Raw genomic sequence first — 16,657 nt, forward strand, 5'->3', positions numbered from 1 at the left:
TCCGGGTCCTCGTTCTTCGCAGGTGCTGGTCGCCGGGGCGCGGAACCGCGCCCCGGCAGGGACATTACTTGAAGTTCATGTGGACGGCCTTGATGTCAGCCGTGCGGCCGGAGCCGTGGCAGACCATGCACTGCTCGACCTTGAGGAGCGCGGTGGCGCGAGCCTCATAGAACGCACCGCCGTTGCCCTTGAAGTGGGCGATGGCAGCCGGCGTGTCGTGGCAGTTGGAGCAGGCCGAGGTGATCGGGCTGTTCACCAGCGTGGTGGGTGCCGCGTTGGTGATCGCCTGGGTGCTGGCGGCGTAGGAGAAGCCGCTGCCGAAGACATAACCGGAGCCGTAGGCGGCCGCGAAGGGCGACCAGTAGACGCCGGGAACGGTCTCGTTGCCCGTCACGATGGCGTTGACGGGGGTCGGAGTCGTGCCGGTGGCGACGGTGGTCCACAGCAGGTTGGGAATGGCGGCCGCGTTGGTGCTGTTGCTGAAGTCGTACGAGCCGGGCACGTGGCAGGCTTCGCAGTTGTTCAGGATGGCCGGGTAGGTGACGTTCCAGTACGTGTCGCCCGCGGAGACTTCCCACGAGAACTTGTTCACCCGCTTGTCGGCGGCGTGGATGGAGTGGATCGCATCCTTGATGTTCACGCCCCAGCCGCTGTTCACGCGGTTGACGTTGTGGCAGAAGGTGCAAGTGGGGGCGTCGTTGCGCTCACCGGCGTGGTAGGTCTTGTCGGTGAACACGCCCAGGACGGCGTGGCAGTCGTTGCACTTCTGGTTGCTGACGATGGCGCGGCGGGCGCTCTGGGCGGTGAAGCCGGCAGGCAGAGTGCCGCTGACGAGCTTGGCCACGTTGGGCGCGGGCACACTCAGACCGCCGGTGCCGGTGGTGCCTCCGGAGTACGGGAAGGCGGGCAGGTCGATCTGGGTGAGCGGCGGGTTGCCGTAGCTGTAGTTGTAGCCGATGCCGGCGGTGATCTGGGTGGCGGTCGCAGGAACCGACGCCGCGAAGGTCAGGGTGTAGTAGCCGTTCGAGTCGGGGCCGACCATGGTCGCGGCCGTGGCGGTCTTGTTCCAGACGTTCCGGATGGTGGCGCTGAGCGTCGCGTTCCAGTCGGCCGGAGTGTTGATGCCGTCCTGGGCCACGCCAAAGGCCACATAGGCGTTCGGGCTGCCGATGTAGCCAGTCATCAGCTCGGCGGTGGCGTCGGCCGCAGCAGGCGCGGGGTTGAAGGCCACCGCGGTGCCGTCCTTCATGAAGCGGAAGGTGAGGACCGGCTGTCCGGTGGCGGTCAGGGTGACGCTCTTCAGATCGTAGGTGATCTTGTGGGCACCATCAGGCAGGATGTTCTTGTAGTCGGCGATGTAGGAACCGTTGGTGTGGCTGCCGGCGACATAGCCCGGGTTGGGCACGACCATCGGGGTGTGGATGACCTGCATCACGTCGGCGCCGTGGCAGCTCGTGCACTTCAGGTCGCTGGTCTGAGGGCCACCGGCGTGGTTGGTGCCGGCCACCCAGTCGATGCCGTCGTGGCAGGCGCCACAGGCCATGCGGCTGGGATTGGTCTTCCAGGCGTCACCCTGGGGGGTGGCAGCGATGGAAGCGGTGTGGCACTTGCTGCAGTTCCGGAGGTCCTGCGGGTAGGTGGTCTCGTTGAAGGGGATCCCGGCGTAGAGGTAGCCGGTCTTCTGGAGGAACTCACCCGCGTGGAGGCGGTGGATGAAGGCGGGGAAGTCCGCCACGCCCAGGCCGTTGATCTTGTAGGTGTTGCCGGTGTAGCCCGTGGCCGTCGTGGTGGCCTCGGGGTTGCCGTACTTGCGCTGGTCGGTGTGGCAGACCACGCAGTAGCGGGGATCGACACGGTTGCCGCCGTGGACTTCGAGGCGGGTGTGGCAAGAGTTGCAGGAGGACATGTCCACGATGTTGCGCTGCACGTCCGTGGCCGCGGGAGCGGCGCCGGTGGCGGGCACGAAATCGTAGGTGATGTTCGCCGGATTCAGGATGGGCACGCCGGTGATGCCGGTGTTGGAGCCATCGGGCGTGTTGGTGCTGGTGCCGCGGGCGTTGCCGCCGATCTGGATGCTGACGCGATGGACCAGATTCGGCTGGTAGGTCACGTCGCCGAGATCATCACGGACCTGGTTCTTCGTGGCGTCGTAGGTGTAGTTGTTCAGGAACGCCTGGGCCGCGGTGATGTCGCGGTAGAAGGTGTACTTGTAGGAACCGTCGCCGTTGTCGACCAGGGTGCCCGTGTTGTCGGTGCTGGGCTTGGAAGGAGCCGCGGCGGTCGTCGTGGTGGGCATCGTGGTGACGATGTAGTTCACCCACTTGCTGGGGCTGCCGTCGGTGCCGGGCACAAGCTTCGCGATGCTGAAGGCGAAGTTGGCATAGCTGGGGACCAGGGCCGTGGAGGTCTTGGTGGTGAAACCGAGACCACTGACGGGGGTGCCCTTGCTGTCGGTGACCGTGAAGTTCACGACGGGCGTGGTGCCCATGGTCACGCTGGTGACGGTGCCGTTGAGGGACAGCTGACCCCACTGATCGGGGGTGAGCTGGGCGGCGTTCACGGTAATGACGGCGTTGGTGCCATTGGTACCGTTGGTGCCATTGGTGCCGTTGGTGCCGTTGGTGCCGTTCGCACCGGCGGGGCCCGTCTTGCCGTTACAGCCGATCAGCACCAGGGCGACGGCTGCGGTGGCGATGAGGCCGCAGAGCTGTTTCAAAGGTCGGTGTTGCATGCTGCATTCTCCTTATGGGGAGTCAAACTGCGGTTGGGTGGACGGTGGATGAAGGTGTCTGTCGGCTTGGCTGGATAGGCACCTCCTTACTGAAAGCTCGTGCCGTGGCACAGGGTGTTGTTGAAGCAGCCGGGCGCGGTGCCGGCAGGGGCCGGGGTCACGGGCTTCAGCGAGGAGTTGGCGCCATTGGCATGGCACTGGGCACACGCCGGGGCATTCCGATCGTCGGTGTTCACGTGGCTGGGCGACGTGAACGTGGGGCCGCGCCAGGGGGCGTCGGGATGCGGCGCCTTGGTGTGGCAGGACTTGCAGGAGATGGCGAGGCCGTCGGTGTAGTTGGGGCCGTGGCACTTGGTGCAGTAGGCGAAGCCGGAGCCGTTGACCACGGTCCCGCCGATCACCTGGGTCACGGCCGGAACGGCCTGGGCTCCGAGGCGGCCGTGCTGACTGGCGTCAGCCCAGCCGGCGGGGTGGTTCACGCCGCTGGTGTGGCAGCTGAAGCAGCTCACCTTGGAGATGCCGCCAGCCTGGGCCGGATCCGAGGTGGAGCCGTGGCAGCTCCGGCACTGGTCAGGCGCCTTGACGTACTCGGACCAGTGGATCTGCAGCCAGTTGGCGGGGTGCTGCCCCGTGGTGGCGTTGAACGGAGCGGCCTTCCCGGCGGTCCCGGCGCATCCCCAGGCGAGGAGCGCGAGGGCCATCGCGAAGCAGCTTCCGACCATCAGTTTCATTCGGCTCATGGTGTTCCCCTTGGACGCGATGCGGATCTCTACCGGTGGCAGGCTGCGCACTTGTCGTTGTTGGCTCGGCCGTGGCAGGCGTAGCAGCTGGACGGATCCATCTTCCCTTCGATGCGGTGCTGGGTCATGAAGTCGCCCCGGTGCGGCGATTCCCGGTCGGGCCGGTCGCTGAAGCGGGTGGCGGGCTTCATGGGGACCTTGCCGCCGTGGCAGTCCGCGCAGAAGGACTGGGCATGGCAGGCGGCGCAGGTGTTGGAATCCTGGTTCGCCTGGAAGCGGTGGTCCTTCACGAAGGTGGGCGTGTGGTCGAAGGCGGCGAAGGGCTTTTGCGCGCCCTTGGCCAGGTCGTTGCTGTGGCATTCGGAGCAGATGGGACGGCCCGCGCCCAGTTCCTGGGGGTGGGTCGCCGCGAAGCTCGCCTCAGGCGAGATGAGGCTGCACGCCATCAGGACGCCGAGCCCCAGGGCGATGCCGATGATCTGGAATACGGTCTTCCGGGCCATTAGCGGCCTCCCTTCTTGGCAAAGCCGAACCGGTACTCGGCCCGCAGCAGACCGCGGGTCTCGTGCTTGGCGACGGCGGTGCTTCCGTAGCTGACGTCGCCGGACACCTTCACGTTCGAGGTGGCCTGGTACCCGAGCGAGCCCACCACTTCATAGAGGTTCCGGATTCCGACGAGGTAGGGGTTGTCGTTCTCGTAGCGCTGGAGAATGCCGTCCAGGCTGGCGGAGAGCTTGCCCCGGTTGACCATGCCCCAGATGCGGGCCTCCTTGTGGCTGAGGCTCCGGTAGGGGGTGGCGGGATCCACGAACTTGGTGTTGGCGGCGTTCACCCAGTGGGCGCCGATGCCGCCGAGGAAGGTCCGCTCGCTGGTGGACCACCGGATCTCACCGCCGGCGCGGTTCACGTCGCCGAAGGTCTCGCGGTGCATGTGGCGGTAGTCGGCCACCAGCTGGACGCCCGTGGGGGCGTTCCAGGTGATGCTGCCCCCGAAGCCGCGGAACATGTCGTTGTCGTCCTGGCGGAAGAGGGAGGGGAGGTTGGTCCCGGCGAAGTAGGCGAAGAAGTTCCGCTCCGCGTAGTTCCCGGTCACGGTGACCTGCCCGCCGAGCTTCACGGTGGCGGTGTAGTCGTGCTCGGCGATGCGGGACCGTTCGCGGGTGCCCGGAAGCTGATCCGGATGGCTGGCCACGTCGAAGATGGTCCGGCCGCGGAGGTCGAAGACGGAGGCCGGGGTGATCCGGACATCCACGCCCAGCTGCTTCCGCGTGTAATCGATGGGGGACGGGATGTCGAGATCCTTGGCCGCCTTCGTCCCATCCTGCAGGTAGGACACGCCGATCTCGCCGACCTTCGGCATGCGCCAGGCGAACCGGGTCCCGAAGATGAAATCGCCCTGGAATTCGTAGTCCGACTGGTTCCGGGGATCCACCGTCTTGTAGTAGACAGGCTTCCCTCCGAAGGCCGACACAGAGAAGCCGCCCCGCAGATCAGTCCGGACGCTGACGCCGTCCACCTGCTCGAAGCCGGTGGCCTGGTTGGCGGTGAAGCGCCCGGCCTTGACCTCGGCGTTGGCCTGGTCGAAGCGGTACTGGAGGTAGCCGTAGTTCAGATAGCCGCCGGACTTCGAACCATCGAAGTTGCTCGCGTCGCTGAGATCCGTCCGGCCCCAGCCGAAGAGGTGCAGGGAGAGGTTGTCGGTGCCCAGCTTGGTGGCATCGATGCCCAGGTACTGGGTGGCCGGGGTGAAGGTGGCCTTGTCAAAGCCCGGCGTCTCCTGCTTCCACATCTGGGCCATGGTGGTGCCGTAGAGGCTCACCTCCTGGCCCCAGGCCGTGGCAGACATCAGTGTGGCAAGCAGGACCACTTGGGTTCGTGGCTTCATGATTCGCCTCATGCGGTGGCGTGAATGGACCGGGGTGGAATGGCAGAAGAAACAGGAGCGGAATCTTGGGAAAAGCCTGCCAGCGCGAGCTGGGACGCAGGTGAAAGCTGATCCTGGCGTCAGAAACAAAACTATAGTCCCCACTCTGGCTACCTCAAGGGTGAAAATGCTCGATTCATTTATGAATGTATGGTTAATTATGACATTTATTGGCAATTTTCGCATCTCAATAAGCAATCTAAAATTAATTATTTACGTCATAAATGATCTCCAAAAAGGAGACTTTGAAAGGATTTCGGTTTCAACAGATTTACCCTCAGCAGACAAAGTTGTGACCTTTGCCACTGGAGGAAGGTTCCCGCCTTCGAGGCCTGATTTCTGGCATGGGAACCCCTGGTTCGCGGAAAACGAGGGCCGGGCATTTGTTCCCGGGAACCCGGTCTGCGGTTCTGGTCGGACCACGCTCCCTGTGACCCTGGGCACTGGCGCGATTCTGCATACTTCCGGCTTGGAAAAGGTTGGAGGTTTTCATGATCCAGAGCACCCTCGCGCTGGGGGTGGAGGCGGTGGGATGCGCCGCCTTCGATGCCGGCATCAAGGGCGCGTTCGGTTACCCGGGCACGCCATCCACAGAGGGGTTCGAAGCCGTCGAGCTGCTCATCCATGGCGCCCGGGACGGCCGGGTGGCCCAGTGGGCGGCCAATGAGAAGGTGGCCTACGACCTGGCCCTGGGCCTGAGCTACACCGGGCACCGCGCCCTGGTGACCATGAAGCACGTGGGTCTGAACGTGGCCATGGACGCTTTCGCCAACTCGGCTCTGACGGGCGTCCGGGGCGGCCTGGTCCTCCTGGTGGCGGACGACCCGGGCATGCACAGCAGCCAGAACGAGCAGGACAGCCGCCGCCTCGCGGAGTTCGCCTGGCTGCCCTGCCTGGAACCTTCCACGGTCCAGGAATGTTATGACTTCACCTTCCGGGCCTTCGAGCTGTCCGAGGCCCTCCAGGTGCCCGTGATGCTCCGCATCGTCACGCGTCTGGCCCACTGCCGGGCCGCCCTGACCCGCCGGGCCACGCAAACTCCCACCAGCCTCGGCCTGGCGCCCGAAGCCACCATCCAGGACTGGGTGCTCATCCCCTCCAATGCCCGCCGCCGCTATGTGGACCTGCTCGACAAGCAGCCCCGCCTCATGGCCGAGACCACCCCCCTCAACCGTCTGGTCCCCGGCACCGTCCGCCGTGGCGTGGCCCTGGCCGGCATGGGGCGGGCCTACTTCGGCCAGCTGCTGCACGAGAACCCCGGGCTCTCCGCCCTGCCCCGCCTGGAGATCGCCGCCTATCCCGTGGACCCCGCCTTGGAGCAGGCCTTCCTCGGCCAGGTGGATGAGGTGCTGGTCTTCGAGGAGGACTACCCGGTGCTGGAGGACCGCCTGGGCCTCCGCGGCACGGCCGCCGTCCGCGGCCGTCTGGACGGGACCCTGCCCCGGACCGGGGAGCTGTCCCCCCGTCTCTTGAAGAAGGCCCTGGGCCTGGAGCCCCCCACGGGGAAGGCGGCCATCAGCCTGGAGCTGCCCGTGCGCGCCCCCCGCTTCTGCGACGGGTGCGGCCACGTGGACGCCTACGGGGCCGTGCAGCAGGCCCTGGCCAACGTGGGCGCCGGGGATGCCCGCGTGTTCGGGGACATCGGCTGCTACACCCTGGCCGCCCAAGAGCCCATGGCCGCCATCCACGCGGTGGTGGAGATGGGCGCCAGCATCAGCATGGCCGTGGGCGCCGCCCTGGCGGGGCAGACTCCCGCGGTGGCGGTCATCGGCGATTCCACCTTCGGCCACAGCGGCCTGCCCGCCCTGCTCACCGCGGCGGACGCCGGCGTGAACGTCACGGTGGTCATCCTCGACAACCGCGTGGTGGGCATGACGGGCCAGCAGCCCAGTCAGGCCCTCGACCAGGTGGAGCGCATGGTGCGCGGCATGGGCATCGCGGAGGACCAGCTCCAGGTGCTGCTGCCCGTCCCGAAGCAGCATGAGGCCAACGTGGCCGCCATGGAGGCGGCCCTGCGACACCCCGGCCCTTCGGTGGTGGTGTTCCGTCGCGAGTGCATCCAGTCCATCCGCCGGGGCGTGCTGAAGGAGCACGACCGGGAGGAGAAGGCCCGGCAGGAGATGGCCTGCTGCGGCACGGAGGTCCGTCCATGAGCGAGTCCCGCATCCACGGCATCGTCCTGTCCGGCGTCGGCGGCCAGGGCGTGCTCTCCCTCGCGCAGATCCTGCTGGAGGCCCTGCGCCGCAGCGGCCTCCACGCCCTGCAGTCCGAGATCCACGGCATGAGCCAGCGGGGCGGCAGCGTCCACGCCCAGGTCTGCTACTCGAAGGTACCCCTCACCTCGCCCATCCTCGATGAGGGCGGCGCCGACCTGCTCATCGCCCTCGAGCCCCTGGAGGCCCTGCGCTACGTGTCGATGCTGCGCATGGACGGGCACCTGGCCGTCTCCGAGGAGCCTCAGATGGACATGGCGGGCTACCCGCCCCTGGACGATGTCTATGCGGCCCTCAAGGCCGTGCGCGGCGCCCACCTCGTGGACACCGAGGACCTGGCCCGGCGCCTCAACCACCGCCAGGCCGCCGGCATGGCCCTGCTGGGCATGGCCTCCCGGTTCCTGCCCATCGAGGACGGCGTCTGGCGCGAGGTCATCGCCCAGCGCTTCGAAGCCAAGGGCGCGCGCGTCACCGAGAAGAACCTCGAGGCCTTCGAGGCCGGCCGCGGCCTGATCCACGACCCAGTGGGAGCCTGACATGCACACGACCACGGGATTCCTCCACGAGGGGCGGGCCTATGGCCTGCTCGCCGCCGCGGGCCTGCGGGTCCCCCGCCACGGCTTCCTGGAGGCCGGGCCCCTGCCCTTCGCCCCCGGCGAGCCCATCGTCCTCAAGGGCATCGCGGACCAGCTCTGGCACAAGTCCGACCAGGGCGCCGTCCACTTCGGGCCCTTCGAGCTGGAGGACCTGAAGGCCGAAGCGGCCGCCATGAAACAGCGCGTCTCCGGCCATCCCTGGATCGGCGGGCTGGTGTGCGAGAAGGTCGCCTTCAAGCGTCTGGCCGGCCTGCCCACGGAGGCCCTGGTCTCCCTGAAGCGGGATCCCGAGGCGGGCTGGCTGGTGGTTTGCGGCATCGGCGGCCTCCAGGCCGACGCCTGGGCCGCCCTGGCCCCGCCCATGATCTGGCCCCTGGGCCTCTGCACGCCGGAGCAGGCTCTGGCGGACCTGCGCGAGCACTGGCTGGGCCGCACCTGGCTGGGCCGCCAGCGGGGCGCCGAGGCCCTCACGGACGAAGCGAAGCTCCTGGCCTTCCTCCAGGGGCTGTGGAAAGCGGCCGAGGGCCTGGCCCGCGAAGGCGTCACCCTGCTGGAGCTCAACCCCGTGGTGCTGGACAGTGAAGGCCTGCCCACGGCCCTGGACGGCGTGGGCACCCTCGAGGCGGGCCCGGCCGAACCGCCCGCCACGCCGGATCCGGCCTGGTACCGGGCCCTGGTGGCGCCCCGGGACCTGGTCATCGCCGGCGTGTCCAGCCGGGAGGGCACCGTGGGCCGGATCATCCTGGAGAACGTCCAGCGCTCGAGCCTCCCGGCCGGAGCCATCCGCCTCATCAAGCCCGGCGCCACTGAATTCCTGGGCCTGCCCTGCCTCGGCTCGGTCGCCGACCTGGCTGCGGCCCCCACGGACCAGCTCATCCTCTCCCTGCCCGCGCCCCTGACCCTGGAGGTGGTGGAGCAGCTCTGCCGGCAGGGAGGCGGCGCCACCGTCGTCTACGTGGTGGCCGGCGGCCTGGGCGACGGCGCCGACTGCGAGGGCCTCGGCAAGCGGCTGGTGGCCTGTCTCGACGAGCACCGCCGCGCCGGGAAGTGGACCCCCGCCCTGGTGGGGCCCAACGGCCTCGGGCTCTACAGTCCGGACCTGGACCTGAACACCCTGTTCATCCCCGACGAGAAGCTGCCCCTGCGGCCCCACTCCGGCCACGCGGCCCTGGTGAGCCAGAGCGGCGCCTTCCTCATCACCCGCCTGAGCCGCCGCCCCGAGCTGGGCCTCCGCGCCGCCGTGGCCATCGGCAACCAGATGGACCTGCGCTGCTCCGACTTCCTGGCGGGCTTCGGCTCGGACCCGGCGGTGAAGGTGGTGGGCGCCTACCTGGAGGGCTTCGCCCCCGGTGACCTCCAGGCCACGGCCGAAGCCGCCAAGCAGCTTCGCGCCGCGGGCCGCCGCGTCCTGCTCTACAAGGGCGGGCGCAGCCAGGAGGGCATGGCCGCCGCCAGCAGCCACACCGGAGCCCTGGCGGGCGACCACGCCCTGCAGGCCAGCGTGCTGCGCCAGGCGGGCGCCATGCTGGCCGAGCGCATCGAGGCCTTCGACGCCGCCCTCTCCTGGCTGGCCGCCTACGCCGAGGGGACGCCCCGCCGCGTGGCCATCGTGACCAATGCGGGCTTCGAGTCCGTGGCCTCCGCCGACCTGCTGACTGGCCCCTTTCGGGGGGCGAAGCTCACCGAGGCCGAGACAGCGGCCCTCACGGCCGCCATCGAGGCCCACGGCCTCACGGGCCTCGTGAGCGCCCGCCTGCCCCTGGACCTCACGCCCATGGCCGACGAGGCCGCCTACCTGGCCGGCGCGCGCCTGCTCCTGGCCTCCGAGGCCGATGCCGTGGTGGTGGGCCTGGTGCCCCTCACCCGCCGCCTGGGCACCGCCGATCCGGCGGACTTCGGCCCCTTCGCGAAGGCCCTGGCCGACCTGGCCCGCGAAAGCGGCAAGTGGGTGGGCGTGGCGGTGGAGGGCGGCGCCATCTACGACGCCTACCGCCAGGGCCTGCGCGAGGCCGGCCTGCCCGTCTTCCTCACCATGGAGGAGGCCCTGGAGGGACTGCGGCTGATCGCGTCAGAGCTGTGACCTTCGGCATGGCCAGAAGGGGCATCTGGGGTCAGACTCTATTTCGGACCTGAAAGGGCCGAAATGTCCCGAATCCTCCCCCCCTTGCGCACCCTCCTACCCGCCGAGCACGGGAGCTGGTTCATGCTCGGGTTCCCACTGGTGCTGGGACTTCTGGTCCGGCCCAGCCTGGCCGGGCTCTGCCTGGGCTTGGCAGCCCTGGCCTTCTTCCTGGCCCGGCCGCCCCTCCGGCGGGTGCTCAACGGCCAGCGGGATATCCTTCAAATCCGCGCCCTTCTGATGTTTGGAGGCTTCGCAGCGGCCTTCGGAGGGCTCGCGCTCTGGCTTTCGGGCCCACGAATCCTGATCCCCCTCGCCCTCGCGGCCCCCTTGGTCTTCCTCGCCCTCCGAGCCGACCTCCAGCGGGCCGTCCGTTCCCTGGCCGTGGAGCTGGCGGCCCAGGGCGCCTTCGCGGGTCTGGCTGCCGCCATCCTCACGGCCGGCGGGAGTTCCCTCCCCGAGGCCGGCCGGGCCTGGCTGCTGGTCACGCTGGTGGGCGGCGCCAACCTGGCCCACGTGCGGCGGCTTCTGGGCCATGCCCACCACCTGGCCCAGGGGGAGTTGGACCGGCGCCGGGTCCCCGTCCATGTCCTCCACCTGCTGCTGATCGGGGTCTCCGCCCTCCTGCTGGCCCCCCGTGGCGTCGCCGGGCTGGTCTGGACCGGCTGGGCGGGCCTGCTCTACCTGCGCGCCTTGGTCCCCTATCGGCCCACCCCGGCCCGCACCCTGGGGTGGCGGGAGGGCGGCTTGAGCGTGCTGGGCCTGCTGCTCCTCTGGCGGGCCCTGCTCTGATCTCGGTCACAACTAGGGCCGGACTCCCGAATCCCCTGCCACACCCATCAAATCGGAAGTAATATTCCGGAATGATTTTCTCGACCGCCACGGGCTACGCCCTCCGGGCCCTCGCCGCACTCCCCGAAGACGGGAGCTTCTGCCTGGCCAAGGACCTGTCGGCGCGCCTCGAGCTCCCCGGCCCCTACCTGGCGAAGATCCTCCAGGGCCTGGTGCAGGCGGAGATCCTCGAATCCGTGCGGGGTCCCAAGGGCGGCTTCCGCCTGCTGCGGCCTTCCCATCGCATCACCGTGGGCGAGGTGGTCGTGGCCCTGGAGGGCCCGAACTCCATGGACGGCTGCATCATGGGCTTCCCCACCTGCGGCGGCGACCACCCCTGCCCTCTGCACGAGGCCTGGGGGGCCGTGAAGGCCCAGGTGGCCGCCTCCATGACCGAGGCCACCATCCGCGACCTGCAGCTCATGGACCTCCGCCACCAGAAGGAAGCGAAGGACCGCCCTCCCTGCGAAAGACCCTGAGCCCCGCCCCGGATCTCAAGCCTTGAACCGCTATTGTTTTGCCCTAAATTAGGACTCTCCGGTCCTTTTCCATGCGATCCGCCTGACGCCTCGGAGTCCCCGCCATGAGTGTCTTCGCCGAACTCGACCTTGAGCCCCGTCCCCTGCTGGGAGCCGCCCTCGCCACCCTGGCCCTCGGCGTGGCCGTGGCCCTGGGCAGCCGGGGCGGGCGCTGGCTGGATCCGGCCCTCCTGGGCTACCTGCTGGCCACCCTCTTCGCCTGCTTCGGCGTGGCCTACCGCTACGTCTCCTGGATCGAGCGGCCCGCCACGCGGATGTACTTCCGGCACACGCTCCGGACCCTGCTCTCGCCCCGGGTCTTCAAGGCCCTGCCGAAGATGGTCCTGCTGGCCCTGGACCAGATCCTCCTCCAGCGCTTCATCGAGAAGCGCTCCATCAAGCGCTGGGGCGCCCACGCCCTCCTGGCCTGGGGCTGCCTGCTGGGCTTCGCCGTGACCATCCCCCTGGTCTTCGGCTGGGTGCGCTTCACCAGCGAGGGCCTGGACGCCACCCGCTACCAGGCCTGGGTGCTGGGCTTCCCCGCGGGCTCCTTCCCCCTCGACAGCTTCATCGCCTTCTGCAGCTTCCACATCCTGGATCTGGCGGCGGTCATGGTCATCGCCGGCTGCGTGCTGAGCCTCATCCGCCGCAAGCAGGACGAAGGGGACACCGCCACCCAGCGCTTCGACCTGGATCTGCTGCCCCTGGTGCTCCTCATCGCCGTGAGCATGACGGGCCTGATGCTCACCGCCTCGGAGAAGTGGCTCCAGGGCCGCAACTTCGCCACCCTGGCCTTCCTCCACGAGCTGACGGTCATCCTCCTGCTGCTGGGCCTGCCCTTCGGCAAGCTCTTCCACGTGGTGCAGCGGCCCGCCCAGCTGGGTGTGACGATCTACAAGGCCGAAGGCGAGGCCGAGGGTCGCCTGGCCTGCAAGGGCTGCGGCACGCCCTTCATCCGGGCCAACCAGCGCCGCGATCTCGGCGAGCTGTGGAAGGTGCTCGAGCTGGATGGCGCCCGACACAGCGTCCAAGGCGAAGGTGGGGTCCACCACCTGGACCTGTGCCCCAGGTGCAAGCGGCGCCTGGTGGCCAAGGCCCAGGGCGAGCGCCTGCACGGAGCCTTCGATCCCTTCGCCACCATCCCGGTCCACGCCGAACCCATTCCTGACGCCACCTCGCTGAAGGCTTGATCATGAGCACGCTTCCCCTTTCCCAGGACCAGCTCCGCGCCCAGTTCGGCCCCCACCTCAACCTGGCCCCGCCGGGGGGCTGGCTGTCCGATCCCACCCCCGACAAGGTGGTGGAGACCCACTGCTGCTTTTGCGGCCAGCAGTGCGGCATCAAGCTCAAGGTGAAGGACAACAAGGTCATCGGCTTCGATCCCTGGGAGGAGTTCCCCTTCAACCAGGGGAAGCTCTGCCCCAAGGGCGTGAAGCGCTACCTCCAGGGCAACCACCCGGACCGCCTCACGAAGGCCCTGAAGCGCACGGAGCACGGCTTCGAGCCCATGGGCTGGAACGAGGCCATGGACCGCACCGTGGCCGAGATCCAGCGCATCCAGCAGCAGCACGGCAAGGACGCCTTCGCCGTGCTGTCCGGCGTGTCCCTCACCAACGAGAAGAGCTACCTGGCCGGCAAGTTCGCGCGCCTGGGCCTGCAGACGAAGAACCTCGACTACAACGGCCGCCTCTGCATGGTGAGCGCCGGCGCGGGCAACAAGAAGGCCTTCGGCGTGGACCGCGCCGCCAACTCCTGGGCGGACATCGAGCTGGCCGAGGTGATCTGGGTGGCGGGCTCCAACGTGGCCGAGTGCTCGCCCATCACCACCGACTACATCTGGCGGGCCCGCGACCGCGGCGCCCTGCTCATCGTGGTGGACCCGCGCATCACACCCCTGGCCCGCACCGCCGATCTGGTGCTGCCCCTGAAACCCGGCACGGACACGGCCCTCACCAACGGCATCCTGCACCTGCTGAACAAGTGGAAGCTCATCGACTGGGACTTCGTGAACGCCCACACCAGCGGCTTCGAGCAGGCCGTCGAGGCCGTGAAGGACTGCACGCCGGAGTGGACCAGCCAGATCACCGGCCTGCCCGTGGACGCCATCGAGAAGGCCGCCCGAATCTGGGGCGAGGCCAGGACCAGCTTCCTGCTCCACGCCCGGGGCATCGAGCACCAGAGCAAGGGCGTGGAGAACGTGCTGGGCTGCATCAACATGGTGCTGGCCACGGGCCGCATCGGGCGCCCTGGCTGTGGCTACGGCACCATCACCGGCCAGGGCAACGGCCAGGGCGGCCGCGAGCACGGCCACAAGTGCGACCAGCTGCCGGGCAACCGCGACATCAGCAACCCCGAGCACCGGAAGTACATCTGCTCCGTCTGGGGCTGCACGGACGAGGAACTCCCCGGCGTGGGCCAGAGCGCCCAGGAGATCATGAACGCCATCCACGCCGGTGAGATCAAGGGCCTGCTGCTGCTCTGCTTCAACCCGCTGGTCTCGCTGCCGGACTCGCAGTTCACCCGCGAGGCCCTCAGCAAGCTGGAGTTCTTCGTCTGCCTGGATTTCTTCCTCAGCGAGAGCGCCCAGCATGCCGACATCGTGCTGCCCTCGGCCCTTCAGGAGGAGGACGAGGGCACCACCACCAGCGCCGAGGGCCGCGTCATCAAGATCAACAAGGCCGTGGACTGCCCCGGCGATGCCCGTCCCGACTGGCAGATCATGGTGGAGCTGGCCAGGCGCCTGGGCCGCGGGAAGTACTTCGACCACTTCACCAGCCCCGAGGCCATCTTCAACGAGCTGCGGGTGGCCTCCAAGGGCGGTACCGCGGACTATGCGGGCATCACCTACGAGAAGATCGTCAAGAACATGGGCGTGTTCTGGCCCTGCCCCACCGAAGACCACCCCGGCACGCCCCGCCTCTTCGAAGGCGGCCAGTTCTTCCACCCCGACGGCAAGGCGAAGTTCATCCCCACGCCCTGGCGCCCGCCCATGGAGGTGGTGGATGACGAGTATCCCATCTGGCTCACCTCGGGCCGCGTGGTCTTCCACTACCTGAGCGGCACCCAGACGCGCCGCATCGGCTTCCTGGTAGAGCAGTGCCCGCACCCCTACCTGGAGATCCACCCGCGCCTGGCGGAGAAGTACGGGCTGGCGGAAGGCGACGCCGTGGAGATCACCTCGCGGCGGGGCTCCATGGTGCTGCCGGCCAAAGTGGTGAAGACCATCCGCCCCGACACCGTGTTCATCCCCTACCACTGGGCCGGCGCCCTCTCCGCCAACCGCCTCACGGCACGGCACCTGGATCCCGTGTCGAAGATCCCCGAGTTCAAGGTGAGCGCCGTGCGGCTCAAGAAGACCACCAAGGACCAGTTCTCCCCCGAGCTGGCGGAGCTGCAGCGGATGGCCTACGAGGCCCGCAGCACCCAGTCCCAGATGCCTGAGCAGGTGTTCTGATGGTGCCCCAGGACTACGGCTTCTTCATCGATCCGCAGCGCTGCATCGGCTGCCGCTCCTGCGTGGGCGCCTGCGCCGAGTGCGGCACCCACCGCGGCCGCTCCATGATCCACCTGGACGAGATGGACCGCTTCGACAGCCCCCAGACCGTGCCCACGGTCTGCATGCACTGCGAGGATCCCATCTGCGCCCAGGTGTGCCCCTCGGACGCCATCAAGCGCAGCGAGGACGGCGTGGTGCACGCGGCGCAGAAGCCCCGCTGCATCGGCTGCCAGAACTGCGAGCTGAGCTGCCCCTTCGGCGTGCCCATCGTCTTCTCAGGCCTGGAGCAGATGCTCAAGTGCGACCTCTGCTACGACCGCACCTCTGTGGGCCACAAGCCCATGTGCGCCACCGTCTGCCCCAGCCAGGCCCTGCTCTTCGTCCGCAAGGACGAGGTGGCCAACATGCGCCACAACAAGCCCCTGCGCGACTTCCTCATCGGCAGCGTGCGGGTGAAGACGAAGAACGCCATCATGGTGCCCGATCCGGACACGCCACTGCACCTGGACGCGGCTTTGCTCATTGACGGAGGCCTCTGATGACCTGGTGGCGCCGCGCCTTCCCCCTCGAACTGGCCGAAGAGGGCCACTTCTCCCGCCGCGAGTTTGCCCGCTTCCTGGCCGTGGTGAGCGCCGGGTTCACCGCCGGCATCGGCTACCTGTGGTGGCGGAAGAAGCCCCTGGAGGGTGCCTCCGATCCCGAGACCAAGCAGGCGGAACTGCCCGTGGCCCTGGGCCTAGCCGTGGATCTGCTGCCCGGCCAGAGCCGCCTCTTCAAGTTCCGCGATGCCCACGACGCCTGCATCCTGCTGCGCACCCCCAAGGGCGAGCTGCGGGCCTACCGGCAGACCTGCACCCACCTGGGCTGCGCCGTCCGCTACGCTGGCGAGCGCCTGGAGTGCCCCTGCCATCGCGGCTTCTTCGAGCCGGACCGCGGCTTCCCCGTGCAGGGCCCCCCCAGCCGGCCCCTCGCCGCCATCGCCCTGGAAGTCCGCCCTGACGGCACCCTCTGGGCCGTGGGCGAGCTGCCCAAGCCCACCCTGGAGACTCTGGACCACCGCGCCGCATGCCCCCGCGAGACCTCGGAGGTGACCGCATGAACACGCCCCGCGTCCGCATCTCCCCTGCCGCCCTGGGCGTCATCCTCGTGCTGCTGGTGATCCAGCTCTACCTCTTCGAGACCGTGCTGGGCGCCGTCCTCGACGGCCAGCGCAGCGTCCTCCCCGGTGCCTTCTTCGTCTCCCTGGCCCTCAGCGCCATCAGCCTCTTCCTGGCCTTCCGCAGCACCGTGGAGTACGGGCCCAAGGAGTAGATACCGGCCAAGGCTCAACAGGCGGGAAGGCAGACAAAAAAACTCCCGCGGAGGGGCGCAGGGAAACCGGAGGATGCCAAGAAGAACCCCTTGAATGGGGCGCTTTCTCCGCATCCTCTGTTCCCTCTGCGACCCTCCGCGTGAGTGGTGTCTTCAATCCGGTTCCATCGGATGAACG

14 protein-coding genes are annotated in these 16,657 nt (G+C 68.5%); 10 read left to right on the forward strand and 4 right to left on the reverse strand.

Annotation, left to right across the window (positions count from 1 at the left end):
• Window positions 1–64: 64 nt before the first annotated feature.
• The 4 genes from MLE42_RS06895 to MLE42_RS06910 form a co-directional block, all read right to left on the reverse strand.
• Window positions 65–2,731: an OmcA/MtrC family decaheme c-type cytochrome gene (locus MLE42_RS06895; RefSeq protein ID WP_243287148.1), complete on the reverse strand. Its 2,667-nt coding sequence runs from the start codon at window positions 2,729–2,731 to the stop codon at window positions 65–67.
• Window positions 2,732–2,817: 86 nt separating this feature from the next.
• Window positions 2,818–3,471 carry a hypothetical protein gene (locus tag MLE42_RS06900; protein ID WP_243287149.1) on the reverse strand — a complete coding sequence of 218 codons (654 nt, stop codon included), beginning with the start codon at window positions 3,469–3,471 and terminating at the stop codon, window positions 2,818–2,820.
• A gap of 29 nt (window positions 3,472–3,500) precedes the next feature.
• On the reverse strand, window positions 3,501–3,974 hold the full coding sequence (locus MLE42_RS06905; RefSeq protein WP_243287150.1) for a hypothetical protein: 474 nt from the start codon (window positions 3,972–3,974) through the stop codon (window positions 3,501–3,503).
• Complete coding sequence (locus MLE42_RS06910; protein WP_243287151.1) at window positions 3,974–5,356, reverse strand: hypothetical protein; 1,383 nt, start codon at window positions 5,354–5,356, stop codon at window positions 3,974–3,976. The genes MLE42_RS06905 and MLE42_RS06910 overlap by 1 nt, the downstream gene beginning before the upstream one ends.
• A gap of 530 nt (window positions 5,357–5,886) precedes the next feature.
• Between MLE42_RS06910 and MLE42_RS06915 the strand changes: the two genes are divergently transcribed.
• From MLE42_RS06915 to MLE42_RS06960, 10 genes are all read left to right on the forward strand, one after another.
• Entirely contained in the window at window positions 5,887–7,548 is a 1,662-nt protein-coding gene (locus MLE42_RS06915) for a thiamine pyrophosphate-dependent enzyme (protein WP_243287152.1), read from the forward strand.
• Entirely contained in the window at window positions 7,545–8,144 is a 600-nt protein-coding gene (locus tag MLE42_RS06920) for an indolepyruvate oxidoreductase subunit beta (protein ID WP_243287153.1), read from the forward strand. Before MLE42_RS06915 ends, MLE42_RS06920 begins: the two co-directional genes overlap by 4 nt.
• A gap of 1 nt (window position 8,145) precedes the next feature.
• On the forward strand, window positions 8,146–10,284 hold the full coding sequence (locus MLE42_RS06925) for an acetate--CoA ligase family protein (protein ID WP_243287154.1): 2,139 nt from the start codon (window positions 8,146–8,148) through the stop codon (window positions 10,282–10,284).
• Between the two features lie 63 nt (window positions 10,285–10,347).
• Window positions 10,348–11,115, forward strand: coding sequence for a YwiC-like family protein (locus MLE42_RS16065; RefSeq protein WP_275975765.1), 768 nt, complete (start codon window positions 10,348–10,350; stop codon window positions 11,113–11,115).
• Between the two features lie 71 nt (window positions 11,116–11,186).
• Window positions 11,187–11,633: an RrF2 family transcriptional regulator gene (locus MLE42_RS06935; protein ID WP_243287155.1), complete on the forward strand. Its 447-nt coding sequence runs from the start codon at window positions 11,187–11,189 to the stop codon at window positions 11,631–11,633.
• A gap of 104 nt (window positions 11,634–11,737) precedes the next feature.
• Complete coding sequence (locus MLE42_RS06940) at window positions 11,738–12,862, forward strand: hypothetical protein (RefSeq protein WP_243287156.1); 1,125 nt, start codon at window positions 11,738–11,740, stop codon at window positions 12,860–12,862.
• Between the two features lie 2 nt (window positions 12,863–12,864).
• Window positions 12,865–15,126, forward strand: a complete 2,262-nt coding sequence (locus MLE42_RS06945) for a molybdopterin oxidoreductase family protein (RefSeq protein WP_243287157.1) — start codon at window positions 12,865–12,867, stop codon at window positions 15,124–15,126.
• Window positions 15,126–15,707 carry a 4Fe-4S dicluster domain-containing protein gene (locus MLE42_RS06950; protein ID WP_243287158.1) on the forward strand — a complete coding sequence of 194 codons (582 nt, stop codon included), beginning with the start codon at window positions 15,126–15,128 and terminating at the stop codon, window positions 15,705–15,707. The genes MLE42_RS06945 and MLE42_RS06950 overlap by 1 nt, the downstream gene beginning before the upstream one ends.
• Window positions 15,707–16,267 (forward strand): QcrA and Rieske domain-containing protein, encoded by a 561-nt coding sequence (locus MLE42_RS06955; protein WP_243287159.1) that lies wholly within the window; start codon window positions 15,707–15,709, stop codon window positions 16,265–16,267. Before MLE42_RS06950 ends, MLE42_RS06955 begins: the two co-directional genes overlap by 1 nt.
• The gene (locus tag MLE42_RS06960) at window positions 16,264–16,479 is read left to right on the forward strand and encodes a DUF6755 family protein (RefSeq protein WP_243287160.1); all 216 of its coding nucleotides are present in this window, start codon (window positions 16,264–16,266) and stop codon (window positions 16,477–16,479) included. The genes MLE42_RS06955 and MLE42_RS06960 overlap by 4 nt, the downstream gene beginning before the upstream one ends.
• The last annotated feature ends 178 nt before the right edge of the window (window positions 16,480–16,657 follow it).

Source organism: Geothrix terrae (assembly GCF_022808775.1).
Classification (GTDB): Bacteria; Acidobacteriota; Holophagae; order Holophagales; family Holophagaceae; genus Geothrix; species Geothrix terrae.